14 protein-coding genes and 1 pseudogene are annotated in these 16649 nt (G+C 69.0%); 8 read left to right on the top strand and 7 right to left on the bottom strand.

The window, feature by feature from the left end:
- From MXD58_RS06910 to MXD58_RS06900, 3 genes are all read right to left on the bottom strand, one after another.
- The coding region (locus tag MXD58_RS06910) for a PHP domain-containing protein (protein WP_374615739.1) at positions 1-434 on the bottom strand (434 nt) is incomplete at its 3' end.
- Between the two features lie 360 nt (positions 435-794).
- Positions 795-1619, bottom strand: a complete 825-nt coding sequence (locus tag MXD58_RS06905; RefSeq protein WP_248839595.1) for an SAM-dependent methyltransferase — start codon at positions 1617-1619, stop codon at positions 795-797.
- An 85-nt stretch (positions 1620-1704) separates the two neighbouring features.
- A complete protein-coding gene (locus tag MXD58_RS06900) occupies positions 1705-2361 on the bottom strand; it encodes a hypothetical protein (RefSeq protein WP_250609127.1) in 657 nt (218 codons plus the stop codon).
- 376 nt (positions 2362-2737) lie between these two features.
- Here MXD58_RS06900 and MXD58_RS06895 point away from each other — a divergent pair, with 376 nt between their 5' ends.
- A complete protein-coding gene (locus tag MXD58_RS06895) occupies positions 2738-3385 on the top strand; it encodes an HAD family hydrolase (RefSeq protein WP_248839593.1) in 648 nt (215 codons plus the stop codon).
- Here the strand turns inward: MXD58_RS06895 and MXD58_RS06890 are convergent.
- From MXD58_RS06890 to MXD58_RS06885, 3 genes and pseudogenes are all read right to left on the bottom strand, one after another.
- Positions 3382-4410, bottom strand: coding sequence for a hypothetical protein (locus MXD58_RS06890; RefSeq protein WP_248839592.1), 1029 nt, complete (start codon positions 4408-4410; stop codon positions 3382-3384). The two genes, MXD58_RS06895 and MXD58_RS06890, sit on opposite strands and share 4 nt — an antisense overlap.
- Positions 4411-4413: 3 nt before the next feature.
- A pseudogene (locus MXD58_RS31035) lies at positions 4414-4566 on the bottom strand (helix-turn-helix domain-containing protein); the annotation flags it as partial.
- A 720-nt stretch (positions 4567-5286) separates the two neighbouring features.
- Positions 5287-6774: a helix-turn-helix domain-containing protein gene (locus MXD58_RS06885; RefSeq protein WP_248839591.1), complete on the bottom strand. Its 1488-nt coding sequence runs from the start codon at positions 6772-6774 to the stop codon at positions 5287-5289.
- Between the two features lie 232 nt (positions 6775-7006).
- On the opposite strand from MXD58_RS06885, the gene MXD58_RS06880 reads away from it, so the two are divergent.
- The 4 genes from MXD58_RS06880 to fxlM all read left to right on the top strand — a co-directional run bounded on the left by MXD58_RS06880 (position 7007) and on the right by fxlM (position 12798).
- The gene (locus tag MXD58_RS06880; protein ID WP_248839590.1) at positions 7007-7201 is read left to right on the top strand and encodes an FxLD family lanthipeptide; all 195 of its coding nucleotides are present in this window, start codon (positions 7007-7009) and stop codon (positions 7199-7201) included.
- An 88-nt stretch (positions 7202-7289) separates the two neighbouring features.
- Positions 7290-10340, top strand: a complete 3051-nt coding sequence (locus tag MXD58_RS06875) for a lantibiotic dehydratase (RefSeq protein ID WP_248839589.1) — start codon at positions 7290-7292, stop codon at positions 10338-10340.
- Positions 10337-11587: a lanthionine synthetase C family protein gene (locus MXD58_RS06870; RefSeq protein WP_248839588.1), complete on the top strand. Its 1251-nt coding sequence runs from the start codon at positions 10337-10339 to the stop codon at positions 11585-11587. Before MXD58_RS06875 ends, MXD58_RS06870 begins: the two co-directional genes overlap by 4 nt.
- Positions 11584-12798 (top strand): methyltransferase, FxLD system, encoded by a 1215-nt coding sequence (gene fxlM, locus MXD58_RS06865; protein ID WP_248839587.1) that lies wholly within the window; start codon positions 11584-11586, stop codon positions 12796-12798. Before MXD58_RS06870 ends, fxlM begins: the two co-directional genes overlap by 4 nt.
- A 24-nt stretch (positions 12799-12822) precedes the next feature.
- On the opposite strand, the gene MXD58_RS06860 is transcribed toward fxlM, so the two are convergent.
- A complete protein-coding gene (locus MXD58_RS06860) occupies positions 12823-13236 on the bottom strand; it encodes a GNAT family N-acetyltransferase (RefSeq protein WP_248839586.1) in 414 nt (137 codons plus the stop codon).
- A gap of 1612 nt (positions 13237-14848) precedes the next feature.
- On the opposite strand from MXD58_RS06860, the gene MXD58_RS06855 reads away from it, so the two are divergent.
- The 3 genes from MXD58_RS06855 to MXD58_RS06845 form a co-directional block, all read left to right on the top strand.
- Positions 14849-15322, top strand: coding sequence for a hypothetical protein (locus tag MXD58_RS06855; protein ID WP_308301922.1), 474 nt, complete (start codon positions 14849-14851; stop codon positions 15320-15322).
- A 98-nt stretch (positions 15323-15420) separates the two neighbouring features.
- A complete protein-coding gene (locus MXD58_RS06850; protein WP_250609125.1) occupies positions 15421-15984 on the top strand; it encodes a CpaB family protein in 564 nt (187 codons plus the stop codon).
- Positions 15981-16649, top strand: a 669-nt coding sequence (locus tag MXD58_RS06845) for a hypothetical protein (RefSeq protein ID WP_250609124.1), incomplete at its 3' end; no start/stop codon positions are given. The genes MXD58_RS06850 and MXD58_RS06845, both read left to right, overlap by 4 nt.

Genomic DNA, 16649 nt, shown 5'->3' with positions numbered 1-16649 from the left:
CGATATTCAGGCCGCATAATAGCGAAAGACGCAGAGCGGAACGCGAACCGATCTACACCACTCCACGGGGCATTATCGACTCCGGCGGCCAGCAGCGCGACGATCTGCCGTGACCGTTGCTCGCGCCCTTCCCGGGTCGTGTGCAGCATCGCGGCGAGGTCGCGGGCCTCGGTGCGGGCGCCGTAGGCCAGCAGGTCCATGGCCGGACGCCGGTCACCGTCAGGCAGTGCGCAGGAGATCACCACCCCGGGCAGCAGCGTCAACCCCGCCGGCAGCGCCGCCGCCGCCTCGGCGAGGCCGGCGGTCGCGTTCAGGTCGGTGAGCGCGACGACGTCCAAGCCCGCCGCGCTCGCCCGCATCATCAAACCCGCCGGGCCGACCGCCCCATCCGAGATCGACGACCGCGTATGCAAATCAATCCGTAGCATTGTCATGCGGTTCTCCCTCACCGGTCCTCCGCCGGGTGGGAGCTGGCCACACGAAGCCAGACCACTCCGCCCGCCCTGTCGACCCCGTGAACCGTTGCCCACGCCCGGCGCCCACACCGGTCACCGACACGGGCACGGGCACGGGCACGGGCACGGGCACGGGCACCCACGGTCGGCGGACCAGCGGGGAACCTGCCGAGCCCCAGCACGGCCGTGCCATCGGCGTCGACCTCACGGAAGTCGAGGCGGATCGCACCGGCCGCCAGCGGACGCGGCCACCCCCAGCGCACGACCGCCAACGCCCGGCCGGCGATCTCACGACGGCTGTAACGCCTCACCCCGAAACCCGCTGCCCGCCGCGCGTCACTACGGCTTGAGAGCGACGGCACCGTAGACGCTCACCTCGGCGTCCCTCAACCCGCCGTCACCCACCGCCGCCGCAGACGTGTCAGGTCGCCAGCGGTGCACCACGGCCACACCAGGTGTCACCAGGTTCAGCCCGCCGAAGAACCCGCCGACCTCAGCCCTCGATCGGACCGCGGTGGGGATGCCCCCGGTCCGATACAGCGCGGCGACCTCGCTGACCGCCGGATCGTGGTCGGCGGTGACGTGACTGAGCATCAGCGCGCTACCCGACGGCAGCCCGTCCAGGAGCTGCGCCACGAGGCCATACGGATCATCGGCGTCCTCCACGAAATGCATGATCGCGATGAGGGACAGTGCGACGGGCTGGCGCAGGTCGAGGGTGTCCCGCACCTCGCCTGCGGTCAGGATCGCGATCGGGTCGCGTAGGTCCGCGTCGAGATAGGCGGTGCGGCCCTGCGGTGTACTGGTCAGCAACGCGCGGGCATGGACCAGCACCAGCGGATCATTATCCGTGTAGACCACCCGGGCGTCAGGCGCGACTGCCTGCACGACCTCGTGCAGGTTCGGTGTGGTCGGCAGACCCGTCCCGATATCGAGGAACTGGCGGATACCGACCTCGCCGGCAAGGTACCGGGCTGCGCGGACCATGAACGCCCGATTCTCCCGGGCCATCACCCGCGCATTCGGCGCCGCCGCAAGGACCTTCTCCGCGGCCTCACGATCCGCCGGATAATTGTCCTTCCCTTCCAGGAAATAGTCATACATTCGCGCTGAATGTGGCCGTTCGATGTCCAGAACTGGGGTCGACTCAGGCTCACTCATCATTTCTTTCACCAGACAGAAGACAGGGGCGTGGCCTTCCCCGCGGCAGGATCACCGCCACGGGCAGGCCACACCGCCGAGGACGGAGTCAGAAGGGCATCCGGCCGGGAACCGGAAACAGAGCAGGCTCCGCGGGCTCCGCCGAGCCGGCATGCGAGTCGGTCTCTCCCCACGGCCCGTAACCCTCGCGATCGACGCCGTCGCCACTCCCCACCGGCGCCTCCCGCTCGACCCCCGGCGACGCCGGGAACTGGGCGCGGGCATCAACCTGCTGGCTGTTAACAGCGTCGTGCAACGTGAAGGCGGAAGCGACGGCCGTCGCGATGGCCGGACCCAGCCGGAGCAGATCCCGCCGGGTCTCCTCCATATACAGGCTCACCAGCAGATTCCACCGGTCCACACCGAGCAGCTTCCGGACCCGCTGGGTGAACGCGGGAACGCGCGCCTCCTCGTCCGCGAACAGCTGCGCACGTATCTCCAGATGCTCGCCGAGCTCCTCCGACCCCAGAGCCGGCTGAGCCGTCGGACGAGCCAAATGCCCCTCGATCGCGAACTGCAACCGGCCCTCACGCTGCACCCGATAATAGTCCTTCTGCAGCGCCAGCAGAGCCCGAAACTCCTCGAGACCCAGATCGAGTTCCTCAAAGTAGAACAGCGCCCGACCCACCATCGACTCCGGCGCGGAACTCACCGGCACCACATCCAGCAACCCCAACCCGAGGCCAACGCCAAAATACGGCGGCATATCAAACTCCAATCATCAAGGGTTAAACGCGAAACTCCCGCCGCAACGACGGCTCCGTTAGCGGGTATGCACAGGCATTGCGGACCGGATGTGAGGTCAAGGCGATTGAGACATCTCAACCCCGGGCTCTCACAGGGCACCGGAGCTGGCTGCCTGCAAACCGGGATCTACCTACCGGCACGATCGTCCTGGCACGCCGGCCCTGGCGGAAGGGTATCTGTGTCCGCACCCTGTCCGCAGTCGTGGCCGCTCCCGACAGTCACCGGCAGTGGGAAACGGCAGGCCGGTCGACGAAGCAGGGTGCCAGAAAAAATGATTGTCTATGAGATGGTGGCCGGTTCGTCTGTACCGGCGGAATCCAAGAGTAGGAGTGGTCGTGGTTGTGGCGGTCGTGTTCGACGTCGGGGAGACCTTGCTCGACGACACCCGGGAGTTCGCCGCGTGGGCGGACTGGATCGGCGTGCCCCGGCACACCTTTTCCGCAGTGCTCGGCGCTGTGACCGCCCAGGGCCGGAACAACGCAGAGACTTTCGACTACTTCCAACCCGGGTTCGACCTTGCTGTCGAGCGGCAGCGCAGGGAGGACGCCGGTGTCGGGGAGCAGATCGACGAAGACGATCTCTACCTTGATGTTCGGCCGGCGCTCGCCGAGCTGCGGGCACGTGGATTGTGGGTCGGGATCGCTGGCAACCAGACCCTGAAGGCGGCCGGTCTGTTGCGCTCTCTGCACCTGCCGGCCGACATGGTCGCCACATCGGGGGAATGGGGCGTCGCGAAGCCGGACCGACTCTTCTTCGACCGCGTCGCCGAGGTCACGCCGGCGGCTCGGCACGACATCGTCTACGTCGGCGACCATCGCGACAACGACATCGTCCCGGCACGCGAGGCCGGGCTACGTACCGCGCTGATCCGCCGTGGGCCCTGGGGCCATCTGTGGGCCGGCGACCCCGTGGTTCTGGACGCGGCCGACTGGCGGGTGGATTCGCTGGCCGAGCTACCGAATCTCCTACGTCCGGTGCCCTAAAGGACCGTGGCGGGACCGCGCACCCAGCGGTTCAGCTCACGCCACCGCAGATCGTGCCGCAACGGCTCCATCACCCCGGTTCCGAGGAGACGGCCGACATCGGGATGGGGCCGGATGTGCTCCGGGGCGATCGCCCGTGCGTCGAGGAGCGACGACAGCGCCTGGTCAGGCTGTCCCGTGTCCGCCCAGGCGCGGGCGACGTCGACGAAGTAGTGCGAGCGTCGTTCGGCGGGCACATCGTTGCCGGGCCGCCACTGCGCGGCCCTGCGTAGCGCGTCGTCCGGATCTCCCGCATCGACCGCGGTGGTGATCTGGTGAATGCGCACCGCCGACGGCCCGAACGACGTTCCTAGGTAGATCGCTTCCGGAAGCGTTCGAGCGACACCCAGCGCCTCCGACGCGTGTCCGCGTGCCTCGTCAAGGTTGGCATCGCGGGCGGCGAACACTGCGGCGCGCATCTGCAGCGACCCATACGCCGCCGTTGCCGCGACCCCCGCGCCGAGATCCAGTCGGTCCGCGGCGCGCACCAGCATCCGCCGGCCCTCCTCGTGCGCGCCACTCGCGAAGAACAGCTCCGCGCGCACGTAGGCCGTCGTCGCGATGAGCGCCTCGTCGCCCGACTCCAACGCCATCGCGGCCATCATCCCGATAAGCCGGGCAGACAAATCGACCAAGCCCAGCTTGTCCGCGATCGCGTCCGCCGCCCGATACGACTGCACCAGCATCCCCGCCACTTGCCGCCGTCCCTGCCCGTCGTGGCGACGGAACGCCTCATGCAGCTCGACGATCAGCGGCGGCAAGAGCCGCCCGAGGGCCGCGTACCTCGCCTGCAAGCGCAGCCACACAGCTCGGTGCACGGCGGCGGACAGTTGGTGCAGTGACCGGACAGCGCCCTCTGTCGGTAGGTCGTGAGCGTCGAGCACCCTGCGGAGCGCCTCGATCGTCGCCCCCGACGGCTCCAACATGTCGGCTGGAGCATCGGTCACCACAGCCCGTCCACGAATCGGCCGCGCCAGCGCCGCCAACCGCCCTCCGGCGCCGAGAGCCCGATCCAGCGCCAAAGCCATGTCCGGACTCGGGTTTCGCCGGCCTTGCTCCAGGTCCGCGACGTGGGACTTTCCGCAGTGCGCCGTCGTCGCCAACTCCCGCAGCGACATCGACCCACGAAGCCGCCGCAGCATCGTTTCGAACGTCTCCACCTAGCCCTCATCACTGGCTAACCTGCCGGCAGATCAGCCCGCCCACTCACTCGGCGGACCCTGCGTGGCGGCTTCCTTCAGCGCACCTTCGGCCAGATGACCAGGTTATTCCAGATGTTCCAGCGGCTCACCACCTCGTCATGGCCCGCGCCGATCGAGGGGGCGAGACTGGGCTGACTGGCGGTGCCAGCCCAGGAGATCGCGATCTTGCTATGGCGTTTGTTCGGGACGACCGTCAGGGAGGTCCTCCGCAGGGGCGTTCATCCGCGGGCGGGGCCGTGGCGCTGCTCCCGAACCCAGACGCGAACTGTCCACCGAGGACGGTGCGGGAGGGGCACGGGTGTCGATTCTGTTGGCGGCGTCCTTGCTGTGTCCCGCGAACGCGCGACGGAACCGTTCCAGAGCCACGCACGACCAAGAACCAGTCATCTCAGCCGAACAATCACCTGCAAAGCCTTGATCGGACTTGCCCTGCTGCTTCTCGGTGTGGGATGCGTGCATGGCTGAGGTTCGGCGGCCAGGATGCATGCTTCCTGGCCGCGAAGTGCCATCTATGGAGCTCGCCGTGTCACATCTTTTCTCTCGCATTCAAGCAGGAAGTCACGGAAGTCTGGGATTCGCCGACGATGCTGACGGGCTGTCATTACCTCAACGCCGTGGGTCAAATCCGCGGTAGCGATCGGCCGAAGGAGGCCCGGCTGGTTATGCCATGGTGGTGGCCAGTACTCCACGAATGTGCTCGCGTAGCTCGGCGACCTCGGGCCGGCTGTTGTAGGGGGCGGCGATGGTATTGAGCATGCGCAGTCGCGGGTAGCCGCGGGTGGAGGAGAGGCTGGTGATCGCGTCGACTGCGTCGTGACCGGTGGCCACGGCGCCGGCAATATCACCGGCTTGGAACTGCACGCAGGCCAGTGGGGGCAGGATGACGGCGCGGCTGCGTTCGTACTCCACCCCATATCCGGTGGCGGCCGTCGTCAGTTTCTCGACGGCTTCGGGCGCGAACTCCGGGTGGTTCAGTGCCAGCAGGTACAGGGAATGGCCTTGTTGGGCGGTGATCTCGGCGTCGGTGACGTACCACGCCCACGGCGGCGTTGTGGCCGGGTCGGCGGCGGCGTAGGTGTCCTGGGCGTCGCCGATGGCGCGGCGGGTGGGCTCGGGCTCGCGGAGGGCGGCGCGGCACCATCCGAGCACGGCGAAGATGTAGCCCTGGGTGATCGTGCTGACGGGGTGACGGCGGTTGGCGGCCGTGGCCGAGGCGAGTTGCACCAGGTGCAGCGCCTCGCCCGCGCGGGCGCCATTTGCGACCGGGCCGAGGCTGTGCAGGTGTAGCGCCTGGTGCGCCATGTCCAGTAGGACGTCGACGGCAAGGTCCGGCGCGCGAGGATGGTCGTCGGCGCGGCGGGCGGTGTCGAGGGCGTAGGTCCACAGGCGGCGGGCGGCGTCGTGGTCGTCGACGTCGTAGGCCATCCAGCCAGCCATACTCGCGAGTTCGGCGAGTGCGATGAGCAGCCGGGCCCGGATCTTCGGGGTGCAGGAGGAGTCTTCCAGTCGGCGTACCTGGTGGAGTTGGGTGACCGCGGCCGCGCGGTACAGGCCGCCGCCGTGGGCGAAGTCGGATCGACGGAATCCGTCGGTGATGGCCTCAATCGCGTCGACGTCGGCGGCCCCGATGCGGGGCCGGGGCGCCGGTTCGACCTCGCCGGGCAGGAGCGAGCCGAGCCGGCTGAGCTCGGGATGCAGGCTCGATCCCAGGGTCGCGGCGGTGACCAGGGTGAGAAAGTCTCTGCGTTCCAACCAACTCACCTCCTCCTGTGCCACAACGCTACCCGGGGATTCGCCGGGGAAGCCGAGTAGGTGGGGTGGAATGCGCAGCCGGTCGGCCAGGCGGGCAGCCAGCCTGACGTGGGTCAGCCGCCGCTCGCCGCGCTCGACGGCTGAGACCCGCGATTGGGAAAGTCCCAGCAGGTTTGCGAGCTGGAGTTGGGACAGACCGGTGTGTTGCCGGACCGCCGTGAACACGGGGCCGAAGTCGTAGCGCGTCAAGGCGGCGCGTAATGCCGCGTCCTCGTAAAAGCCGTCCGGGATCGGCCTGCGGAAGCCGGCGGCGCGGGCGCAGGAGCCGCACATCGAACCGGTGGCGCTCAGCGTGGTGCCACAGAACTGACAGCGTCGTCGTTCTGGACCAGCCATGGGCCACCTTTCCGTTCTCGGACGGTATTCGCGCAAGTTCGTAGGGTAGACCGTGGCTGGCTGTCCGTTGATCGTTTCGGGCCCGGCGCCGGCTAGCCCCACGGGGGCTAGCACCACCGGGCGTCGGAACTGCTGCCCGTAGCCGGGACGGTGGACGTGACCGCCTGGCAGTTGGCGACGATCTTTCCATAGTCAGGCGGCGGAAGATCGACTAACGAACGAAAGGTGCCGCGTGACCATCCTGATCCCCGAGGCTCTCCCTACCATCCCGACGGCGGCCAGCCCGATCGTCGAGGATTCCTTTGCTCTTGACGTGCAGATCATCGTCGACGTCCCGCCGGGCTCTGCGCTCGCGGGCTGCGCGGGCGGTACCGACGACGGTTGTGACCCGACCTGCGCGTCGGCGTGCGTCTCTGACGGGGTGTAGATCCGCCGCCTCGCTGTGATGCGCCGGGGCGGGACCCCCGGCTCGGCGCATCACCCCTCATACGCTTCTCGACGGCCTGGAGGTCTCGATGCGTGCCAGCGACAGGGCGCCGCTCTACCGGCATGTCGACGTCGCATTGCTGCGAGCAGCGGCCGCGCCGTTGACCGACGTTCCGGGCCGATGGCCAGACCTGACCGACCCGGGCGGGTGCCGACACTGGCTGGACGAGATGTGGTCCAGGCCCGACGTCGCCGACGCGATGCGCCAGGCCAGCCCGTCGCTGGGCGCAGGCGTTGACGCCCTTCTCGCCGGCCGCGCTGCGGGCGACAAGCGGATCCGAAGCGCGACCTTGTCCACCATGCGTTACCTGCTGCGCAGCATCGGCCGGCCCACTCCCTTCGGTCTGTTCGCAGGCGTCGCCCCAATCTCCTTAGGAACTACCGCGCGAGCGGGCTGGGGGGAGAAGCACCGGGGCGTGGCCCGGGTCAACACCGGATGGCTAGCCGACATCATCAGCCGCCTGGAGCGCTGCCCGGACCTCCTCGAACGGCTTCCCGTGATGGTCACCAGCCTCGCCGTTCGCCGCAGCGGACGACTCGAAGTCCCGCACGGTCCGAACAGAGCGACGATCCGCTACACCCGCGCGGTCGCAGCCGTGGCTGACCTGGCAGCAGCCCCGGTCCGGTTCGACTCACTCCGTGACAGGCTAAGTGACGACTTCTCCGTCGGCAGGTCACAAGTTCAGGACATGCTCACTGACCTCGTGCGGCAGGGCTACCTGCTGACCAGCCTGCGCGCCCCCTTCACGATCACGGAGCCATTCGCATACCTGATGAACCGGCTGCGCGAAGTCGGGGCCGCGAGCGTGCCGGCCGCCGCGCCGATGGTGCAGGACCTTGAGATCGTCCTGGCCGAGTTACGTCGCCACAACGTGGACATGACCACCCGAGGCGAGCAAGGTCGTATGCGCGCGACGCTCACCCGCAGGATGAGGGAACTGTCGGCAGAGGGACGTACCCCGTTGGCCGTGGACCTGCTGCTCGACTGCACGGTGACGTTGCCTGTCGGGGTCGCGCATGAGATGGAACGCGCCGCCAGCGCGCTGTTACGGCTGAGCCGGCAGCCGAACGGCGAGGCGTCCTGGCGTGACTATCGTGCCGCGTTCGTCGACACCTACGGCACGGGCACCGTGGTGCGCCTCACCGAGGTCCTTCAGCCCGATGCCGGCCTGGGATATCCCGCAGGGTACAGCGGAAGCGTTCTGTCCTCGCCGACAGCGGAGATCACCGAGCGCGATGAGCGACTGCTGGCACTGGCCTGGCAGGCGCTGGCGGAGAACACCCGCGAGATCGTCCTCACCGACAACCTCATCGGTGAGCTGAGCGCCGGGACGTTCGACGACCGGTTCATCCCGCCGCACGTGGAGCTTTCCGCCCGCGTTCACGCGACCACCACGGCGGCACTTGAGCACGGTGATTTCCTGCTGACCGTCGCGCCCGCCCGCTCCGCTGGCACGCTGACCAGCCGGTTCACCCCGATGGCCACCGGCTCCGGCCTGGCACAGGCCTACCGTGCGCTGCCCACCGCCACTGAGGGGGCACGGCGGGTGCAGATGTCCTTCGGGCCGCTATACCCGCACGCGGAGAACGTCTGCCGCGTGCCGGCCTACCTCGACGACCTTCTCTCACTAGGCGAGCACCGCCGGAGCGGTGACGACAGCCTGCTCGCCCTGGACGATCTGGGGATCACCGCGACCCGCGATCGACTTCACCTGGTCAGTATCTCGCGTCGCCAGATCGTGGAGCCGCAGGTGTTCCACGCGCTCGCGCTGGACAAGCAGCCCCCGCCGCTCGCCCGCTTCCTGGCGCATCTGCCCCGGGCCTTCTCCGCCGCCTGGTACCAGTTCGACTGGGGCCCGCACGCCCGGCTGCCGTTCCTGCCCCAAGTCCGCTACCGACGTACCGTCCTGTCCCCAGCCCAGTGGCGGCTCGCTTCTGCGGACCTTCCACCCCACGGGGCAGGTCCCGACTCCTGGCGGCGGGCACTCAACCAGTGGCGGCGCCGCTGGGGCTGTCCCGACGTTGTCGAACTTCGCGACGCGGACCGCACTCTGCGCCTCACCCTCGACGAACCCGCGCATGCCGCCCTCTTACATGCTCACCTCACCTACCGCGGCCAGGCGATCCTCGTCCCCGCCGTGCCGGCGGCCGAGTACGGGTGGATCGACGGCCACGCCCACGAAATCGCGTTGCCCCTGGTCACCACCCGTCCCCCGGCACCCAACCCCCTCCACGCTTCGCTACCTATCGTGACGAACAGCTGCGGAAATCTGCCCGGTGCGCCGGACGCCACCTGGTTGTCGGTGAAGGTGTTCACACACCCGGAACGGATCGGTGAGCTTGTCGCGAAGGAGCTGCCCGGCCTGCTGACCACGCTCGGCACACCTGAAAGCTGGTGGTTGCGGTACCGCAGCGCATACGAACGGGACCACCTGCGCCTACGGCTACGCACCCCTGCCGATCGCTACGCTGAACATTCACGAGCGGTCGGAGAGTGGACGCGGCGGATGCGACACGCGGGACTCGTCGGACGGCTGGTGATCGACACCTACTATCCGGAAATCGGCCGCTATGGGAACGGCGAAGCCCTGGAGGCCGCCGAGCACGCCTTCGCCGCCGACTCCACTTTCGCTGCCACCCTGCTGCGGCACCTGCCGGCCACCGCGGTGGATACCGCGCTGGTCGTGGCGACCATGGTCGACGTCGTCCAGAGTTTCTTTGATGATCCCGACGAGGCCATGGACTGGTTGGCCACCCGGCCAGCACCGACTGCCAAAACCGTCGACCGGTCGGTGGCCAAGCAAGCGATTCGGCTCGCGACCGACCCGCGCGTCCTGCGGTCGCTGCCCGGCTGGTCCGCTGACATCGAGCTGGCGTGGAACGACCGCGCCGACGCACTGGCCGGCTACCGCAAGACGCTGCCACCGCCCACCAGCCTCGACGTGGTGGTGGAGTCGCTGCTGCACCTGCATCACAACCGGCTCGTCGGCATCGACCAGGACAGCGAACGCACCTGCCGGCGCCTGGCCCGCCACGCCGCACTCGACTGGCGGCATCGACCCGGCGCTGGCGCCCGGTGACCTACACCGACCCGCGCACGCCGCCGCCCGACCACGAGCTCACACCAGGCTGGGGCCAATCCCTCGCAGACGGGGCGGCTGGCCTGGCGCTGCTGCATATCGGCTACGCCCGTGCCGGGATCGGCGACTGGGTCACCGCGCACCAGTGGGCGAAGGCCATGACCTACAGCCCCGTCGCCGCCGACCGGAACGCCTGCCTGTACCGCGGTGCCCCGGCGGTCGCATTCGTGCTACGCACCGCCGGGTTGCTCGCCTACGACGGCGTGCTCCGAGAGCTTGACGAACACACTGCGACGATCACCCGTACCCGGCTGGCGCAGGCGCACGAGCGGATCGACCGCGGCGCTCTGCCGAGTCTGCGGGAGTTCGACCTGATCAACGGACTGACCGGGCTCGGCATGTGCCTGCTACACGCCCGTCATGCCGACCCGACCCACCCCGGCGGCGGACCGCTGCGGGACGTGCTGACTTACCTCATCCGGCTGACCAAACAGATCACCGTCGACGGCACCGCACTGCCCGGCTGGTGGACCGCGCACAGCCCGTCCGGCCGCCCCGATCCGCGCTGGCCCGGCGGCCACGCGAATCTCGGCATGGCGCATGGCATCGCCGGACCCCTGGCACTGCTGTCCGCCGCCATGATCAGCGGAATCACGGTGCCTCGCCAAGCCGACGCGATCGACCACGTCGACCGGTTCCTCGACGCCTGGCGTTGCGGCCCGCCGAACAGCCCCTGGTGGCCCGGCATGATCTCCGCCCGTGAATGGGCCAACACCACCATCGACCAGCCAGGCCCACAACGCCCCTCCTGGTGCTACGGCACCCCCGGCCTGGCATGCGCCCGCTACCTCGCCGCCCAGGCGCTGAACCGTCCCTCCCAGATCGACCTTGCCCAGACCGCGCTCGTCGCCTGCATCACCGACAACGCCCAGCTCAACCATCTCAGCGACGACTCGCTTTGCCATGGCTGGGCAGGCCTGGTGCACACCGCTCGCCGGCTGCTCGCTGACGCCGATCCCGACGGTGAAGGCGCCAAAGCGCTGGCCGGTGTGGAACACCGGTGGTCACAGCGCAGCCCGCAGGCGGTCCCAGACACGGTGGAAGCAAGCGGGATGCTAGAAGGCAGCGGCGGCGTCGCCCTCACCCGCCTCCCCACACACACCGGGTGGGACGTCTGCCTGCTCACCGCCGGACCCATACGCGCACCGATCAGCTCACCCGAACTGGAAACGAAAGGAACCGGATGACCAACGCCACCAGCACCCGACCCGACGACCTACGCGAGGAGATGATCAGCCGCATCCGCGCGGCCGGCCACCTGCACTCCGCGCGCATCGAGCAGGCGTTCCGCGTCGTTCCGCGGCACCGCTTTGTCCCCGCGGCATCGGTCGAAGAGGCATACCAGAACAGAGCGATCACCATCAAACCCGGCGAGGACCGGCCCGCCAGCTGCATCTCAGTGCCCACCGTCGTCGCCATGATGCTCGACCAGCTCGACCCACAGCCTGGCGACCACGTGCTGGAAATCGGCGCCGGCACCGGCTACAACGCCGCTCTGCTCGCCGAACTCGTCGGTGACACCGGCAGCGTCACCACCGTCGACATCCACCCCGACGTCACCGACCACGCCCGCCGCGCCCTCGCCGAGACCGGTTACGAACGGGTCCGGGTCATCACCGCAGACGGCGCCCTCGGCCACGCAGACCACGCCCCCTACAACAAGATCATCGTGACGGTGGGGCCATGGGACCTTCCCCCGGCCTGGTTCAACCAGCTCGCCCCCGGCGGGACGCTCGTCGTCCCGCTGCACTGGCGCGGCCAAGCCCGCAGCGTCCAGCTCGTTCGCCACGACACACACCTTCGCGCGGAGAACAGCCAGCTCTGCGGCTTCATCCCGATGATCGGGATCGTACCGACCGGCGAGCACACCGGCACTATCACCGAGAACGTCGCGCTGTACTGGGACGCCGACCAGAACATCGACCCACACGCGCTACAGGATGTGTTCACCGGACCCGCAGCCACCGTCTGGTCTGACGTGCACGTCGTCGCCAACGAACCCTTCGACCACATCTGGCTATGGCTGACCGCCACCGAACCCGGCACCTGCCGCCTCGACGCCGAGGACGACGCCATCGAAGCTGGTCTCTGCCGTCCCGCGTTCGCCTACCGCACTCCCACAATCGTCGAAGGCGACAACCTGGCCTACCTCAGCAAACCCCGCCCAGCTGACCAGCCAGGCCCGAACGGTGAGCGCCGCTACGAACTCGGCGCCACCGGCCACGGCCCCGCTGGCGCCCGCCTCGCCCAACGCATAGTCGAACAGATCCGCCGCTTCGACCGCGACCGAACCGCCCAGCCCATCATCACCACCTACCCCGCCGGTACGGCAGAAATAGACCGGCCCGCCGGCATTGTGGTCAACAAGCATGATGTCCGCATGCTCATCACTCCCTGACCGACGACCGCGCCGACTTTCTGTTTAGGGCAGCTCTCGGATCCAACGGCTTCGACCGGAGTGACGCCGGTAGCCGAGGACGTCGTAGGTGGCCCGAGCGGCTGTGTTGTCGTCCTCGACCATGGCGTCTACCAGAATCGCTCCCAGGGCGGCAAACCGGTCATGCGCTGCTGCCAGGAGCGCGCTTGCCAGGCCACGGCGGCGATGTTCGGGGTCGACCGCCAGCCGGTAGATGTGGCCGCGCCACCCGTCGCAGCCTGCGACCACGGTTCCTATGAGGGCACCGTCGTGATCGGCGATGAGCAGCGCGCCGGGGTCGTGCGGGAGCAGTCGGCCGATCCCGACTGGCCCGTCGGTCACACTGGCACCGTCGGCGGCCCGCGCCCATAGCCTCAGTACCGCCTCGATGTCGTCGGAACACCCTTCTCGAATGACCATCCCAGGATCATCGTCGCTGTCGTCTGATGAGGAAGCCGTGGCTGCGCTTTGACGTGCCACGGTGAGCGGCCGACGTTCGCCGACGTGGTGCGGTGGCTACGTGGGCCTATCCCATCCCGGCCCGGCGTGACCCTGCCCTGCGGTGCTCGGTGCGGCCCGTGTAGTCAACTCGACGGCTGCGAGATAGAGCGGTTCGCGTCATCGCTGCAGCCGAACCTGGCCGCCTCCGCGGGCCGCCGACACCACAGAAGAATTTTTTGTCCGTTGTGCTGGATAGCGCCGGTCCGGCGCCGGATGGCAGCCACGACCGGAGACTCTCCGTGCACAGGCCGCCGTCGCAGGCGTGGGGAGCCCGCGGGTCTGCGACGACGCCGAGGCAGCCGGATCCCTTTGTTGCACCGCAACAAAAGTGCACAGCCGGACGCGAATAATCACAAGTCACTAGAGATCTACAATTGTCGCGCTCCGTGGGTATATCGCAGCTCGGCGCGGATCCTAGTACCTATTTGCCCGATTTTTCGTGAGATTATCGTCTCACTTGCGGCGACCCTGGGTGACAGGGTTACAACACTGCGGTCGGAATAGGTGACGGACAGGCAGTGTGCCGAGTGAATCGATCAGCAGGGCGCGGAGCGTCATTCGTGGTCGCCGCGGGTATGGCGCTCGGCGGATGCGGCGGTGCCCACCACGTGGCGCCGGCGCCAGCATCGACGCCGAGCAGGATCGCGTCGGCTTCGCCGTTCGCGGTGCCGGGCACCGACGCGCTGGTCGCCTATCGGGGCATGTGGGCCGACTGGGCGGCTATGGCCTCGACTGGCGACTATCAAAATCCACGTCTCGCAGATCATGTAAGCGGCCGTGCGCTCTCCCTCATCTACCGTGCGGTCTATACAAACCAGCATAACGGTCAATTCTCTCGTGGGAATCCGATGATATCCCCTAAGGTAACCGCCGAAGATCCTGCGGGTAGTCCAGGCCGGGCAACAATCTCTGATTGCGTAAATACCTCTAATTGGCTGGTTTACGATTCATCCGGCCATCTGCAGGCCGGTACGCCCGGCGGTAGAAGAGCGGTACAAGCACTTGCCCTGAAGACTGACAGGACATGGAAGATCAATCAACTTGTCATTCAGGACGTCGGGTCATGCTGAGAAAAAGCGCGGCTGTCATCGTCGTCGCTGCTGTTGTCGTCTTGGCCTCGGGGGACGTCGCGCTCGCTGTCGACCCGTTGGGATCGGCCACCTGCGATCGCGCTGATAGAGCATGCACCGTCTGGGCAGGAACCCTGGGCCAGCCCGCTGCTCCTCGTGCTGAATCCAGGTCACGTCCGGCTACATCGTCCAGCGCAGACTCCGTCTCGTGCCCGACGTTGGGTACGAGCGCCTTGCCGTGCTTGGACACGGCGGACGGCTGGTCGGGGGCTGACGGCTGCCGGTATGAGGCAGCCACGGATTTTGTGCCGTCGGCGGCGGTGGCAGCGGAGGAGGCGACGCCTGGGGTAAAGGGAGGGTGGTATCGGCAGGCGTGCGGCGCGAATTTCGATGTGGTGTGGCTTCCGAACACGGCGACAGCGGCAGCTGTGCCCTCGCCCGCAGCGGTGGCGCAGTTGGCGGTGAAGAAGCTCGTGCTACCGACGCCGCAGGTGGCGATGTCGCCGGGTGTGGGGGTGCCGCAACTGGTGGGGGTGCCGGTGTGGTTGTGGTTGCCGGCTGGGGTGTGGGGGCCGGTGTCGGCGACGGCGGCGGTGCCGGGGGTGTCGGTGACGGCGACCGCGAGCCCGCGGGAGGTGGCGTGGGATTTCGGGGATGGCGGGGTGGTGTCGTGCGGGGGGCCGGGGACGGTGTATCGGCCGGGTGTGGATGATCCGGCGGGGGGCTCGCCGGACTGCGGGGTGGTGTTCGCTCGCTCGTCGGTGGGTGAGGCGGATGGCAGGTTTCCGGTGACGGTGACGGTGCGGTGGCAGGTGGGGTGGGCGGGTGCCGGTCAGCAGGGGGTGGTCGCGGGGTTGACGTCGCGGGCGGTGTCGAGCGTGGTGGTGGGTGAGTCGCAGGCGTTGGCGGTGCCGGCGTCGGGTGGTGCGCGGTGAGTACGTCGTCGGTGGCCCGCCGGGAGGGGTCGGTTCCATTCCGGTTGGAGGGGCGGGGGCGGTCGGGGCGGGGTGGGCGGCGCGCGTTGGTGGGTGTGGTGCTGGTGGTGGTGTGTGTGGCGGTGTTCGTGGTGGTGGGGGGCCGCCGGGATGGCCGCCGGGAGGTGCTGCTGGTGACCCGGGCGGTGCCGGCGGGGCATCTGCTCGCGGTGGGGGATGTGCGGGCGGTGTCGGTGGTCGCGGATCCGGGGGTGGATCTGGTGCCGGCTGGGCGGGCAGCCGAGGTGGTGGGTCGTCCGGCGGCGGTGCCGCTGATGGCGGGGAGTTTTCTGTCGGCTGGGTCGGTGGGCCGTCGGCTGCTGCCGGAGGGTGCGCGGCTGGTCGGGGCGAGTCTGAAGGCGGGGGCGTTCCCTCCGGGGTTGGCGGCGGGTGATCGGGTCTCGGTGCTGGTGACCGGTGATACCGCCGGGCCGTCGGACGGCGGTGTGAGTGTGGCGCCGGCGGGGTCGTCGGTGGACGGGGTCGTGGCGACGGTCGAGGAGGGGCCGGCGGGGTCGGGTGGGCTGGTGGTGTCGGTGCAGGTCGGTTCGGGGGATGCGGATCGGGTGGCGCGGGCGGCGGCGGCCGGCCAGGTGGTGCTGGTGTTGCGGGGGTCACGGTGAGCGGGCTGGTCGTGGTCGGGTCGGTGAAAGCCTCGCCCGGGGTGACGACCGCGACGGTGGGGTTGGCGGCGGGCTGGCCGATGCGCCCGGGTGGGGCACCGGTGGTGGCGGTGGAGGCTGATCCGTCGGGTGGGGATGTGGCCGGCTGGTATGAGCTGGCGGCCTCGGGGTTGGTGACGTGGGCGGCGCAGGCCCGGTCGGGCCGGGGGGCGCTGTCCGGGCATGTGCGGGAACTGCCTGGTGGGGTGGAGGTGGTGGCCGCCCCGGTGGATGCGATTGCGGCGCGCGGCGCGGTGGAGGTCCTCGCCGAGGCGGGGGCGGTGCGGGCGGCGGCGAACAGTGTGACGGTGGTGGCGGATGTGGGCCGTCTGGATCTGTTCTCGCCGGCGGGGCCGCTGATCGCGGCGGCCGATGTGCTGGTGGTGCTGGCGCGTCCGGTGCCGGTGGAGCTGGCCCGGGTGGTCGGGCGGGAAGGGCAGTTGACGGCGGCGGGACGCCGGGACTGTGTCCTGCTGCTGGTCGGGGAAACTCCGTGGCCGGTGGACCGGGTCGCGGAGTCGGTTGGGATGCCGGTTCTGGGTGTGCTCCCGGACGATCCGCGGGGTGCGGCGCGGATCGCCGGGCGCCCCGGTGGGCGGCGCACGGCTGGGCACGCGCCGCTGGCC

The organism is Frankia sp. AgKG'84/4, from assembly GCF_023242965.2.
Taxonomy (GTDB): domain Bacteria; phylum Actinomycetota; class Actinomycetes; order Frankiales; family Frankiaceae; genus Frankia.
Note: the sequence above shows the minus strand (reverse complement) of the source record. Positions and strands in the feature narration are given on the sequence as shown.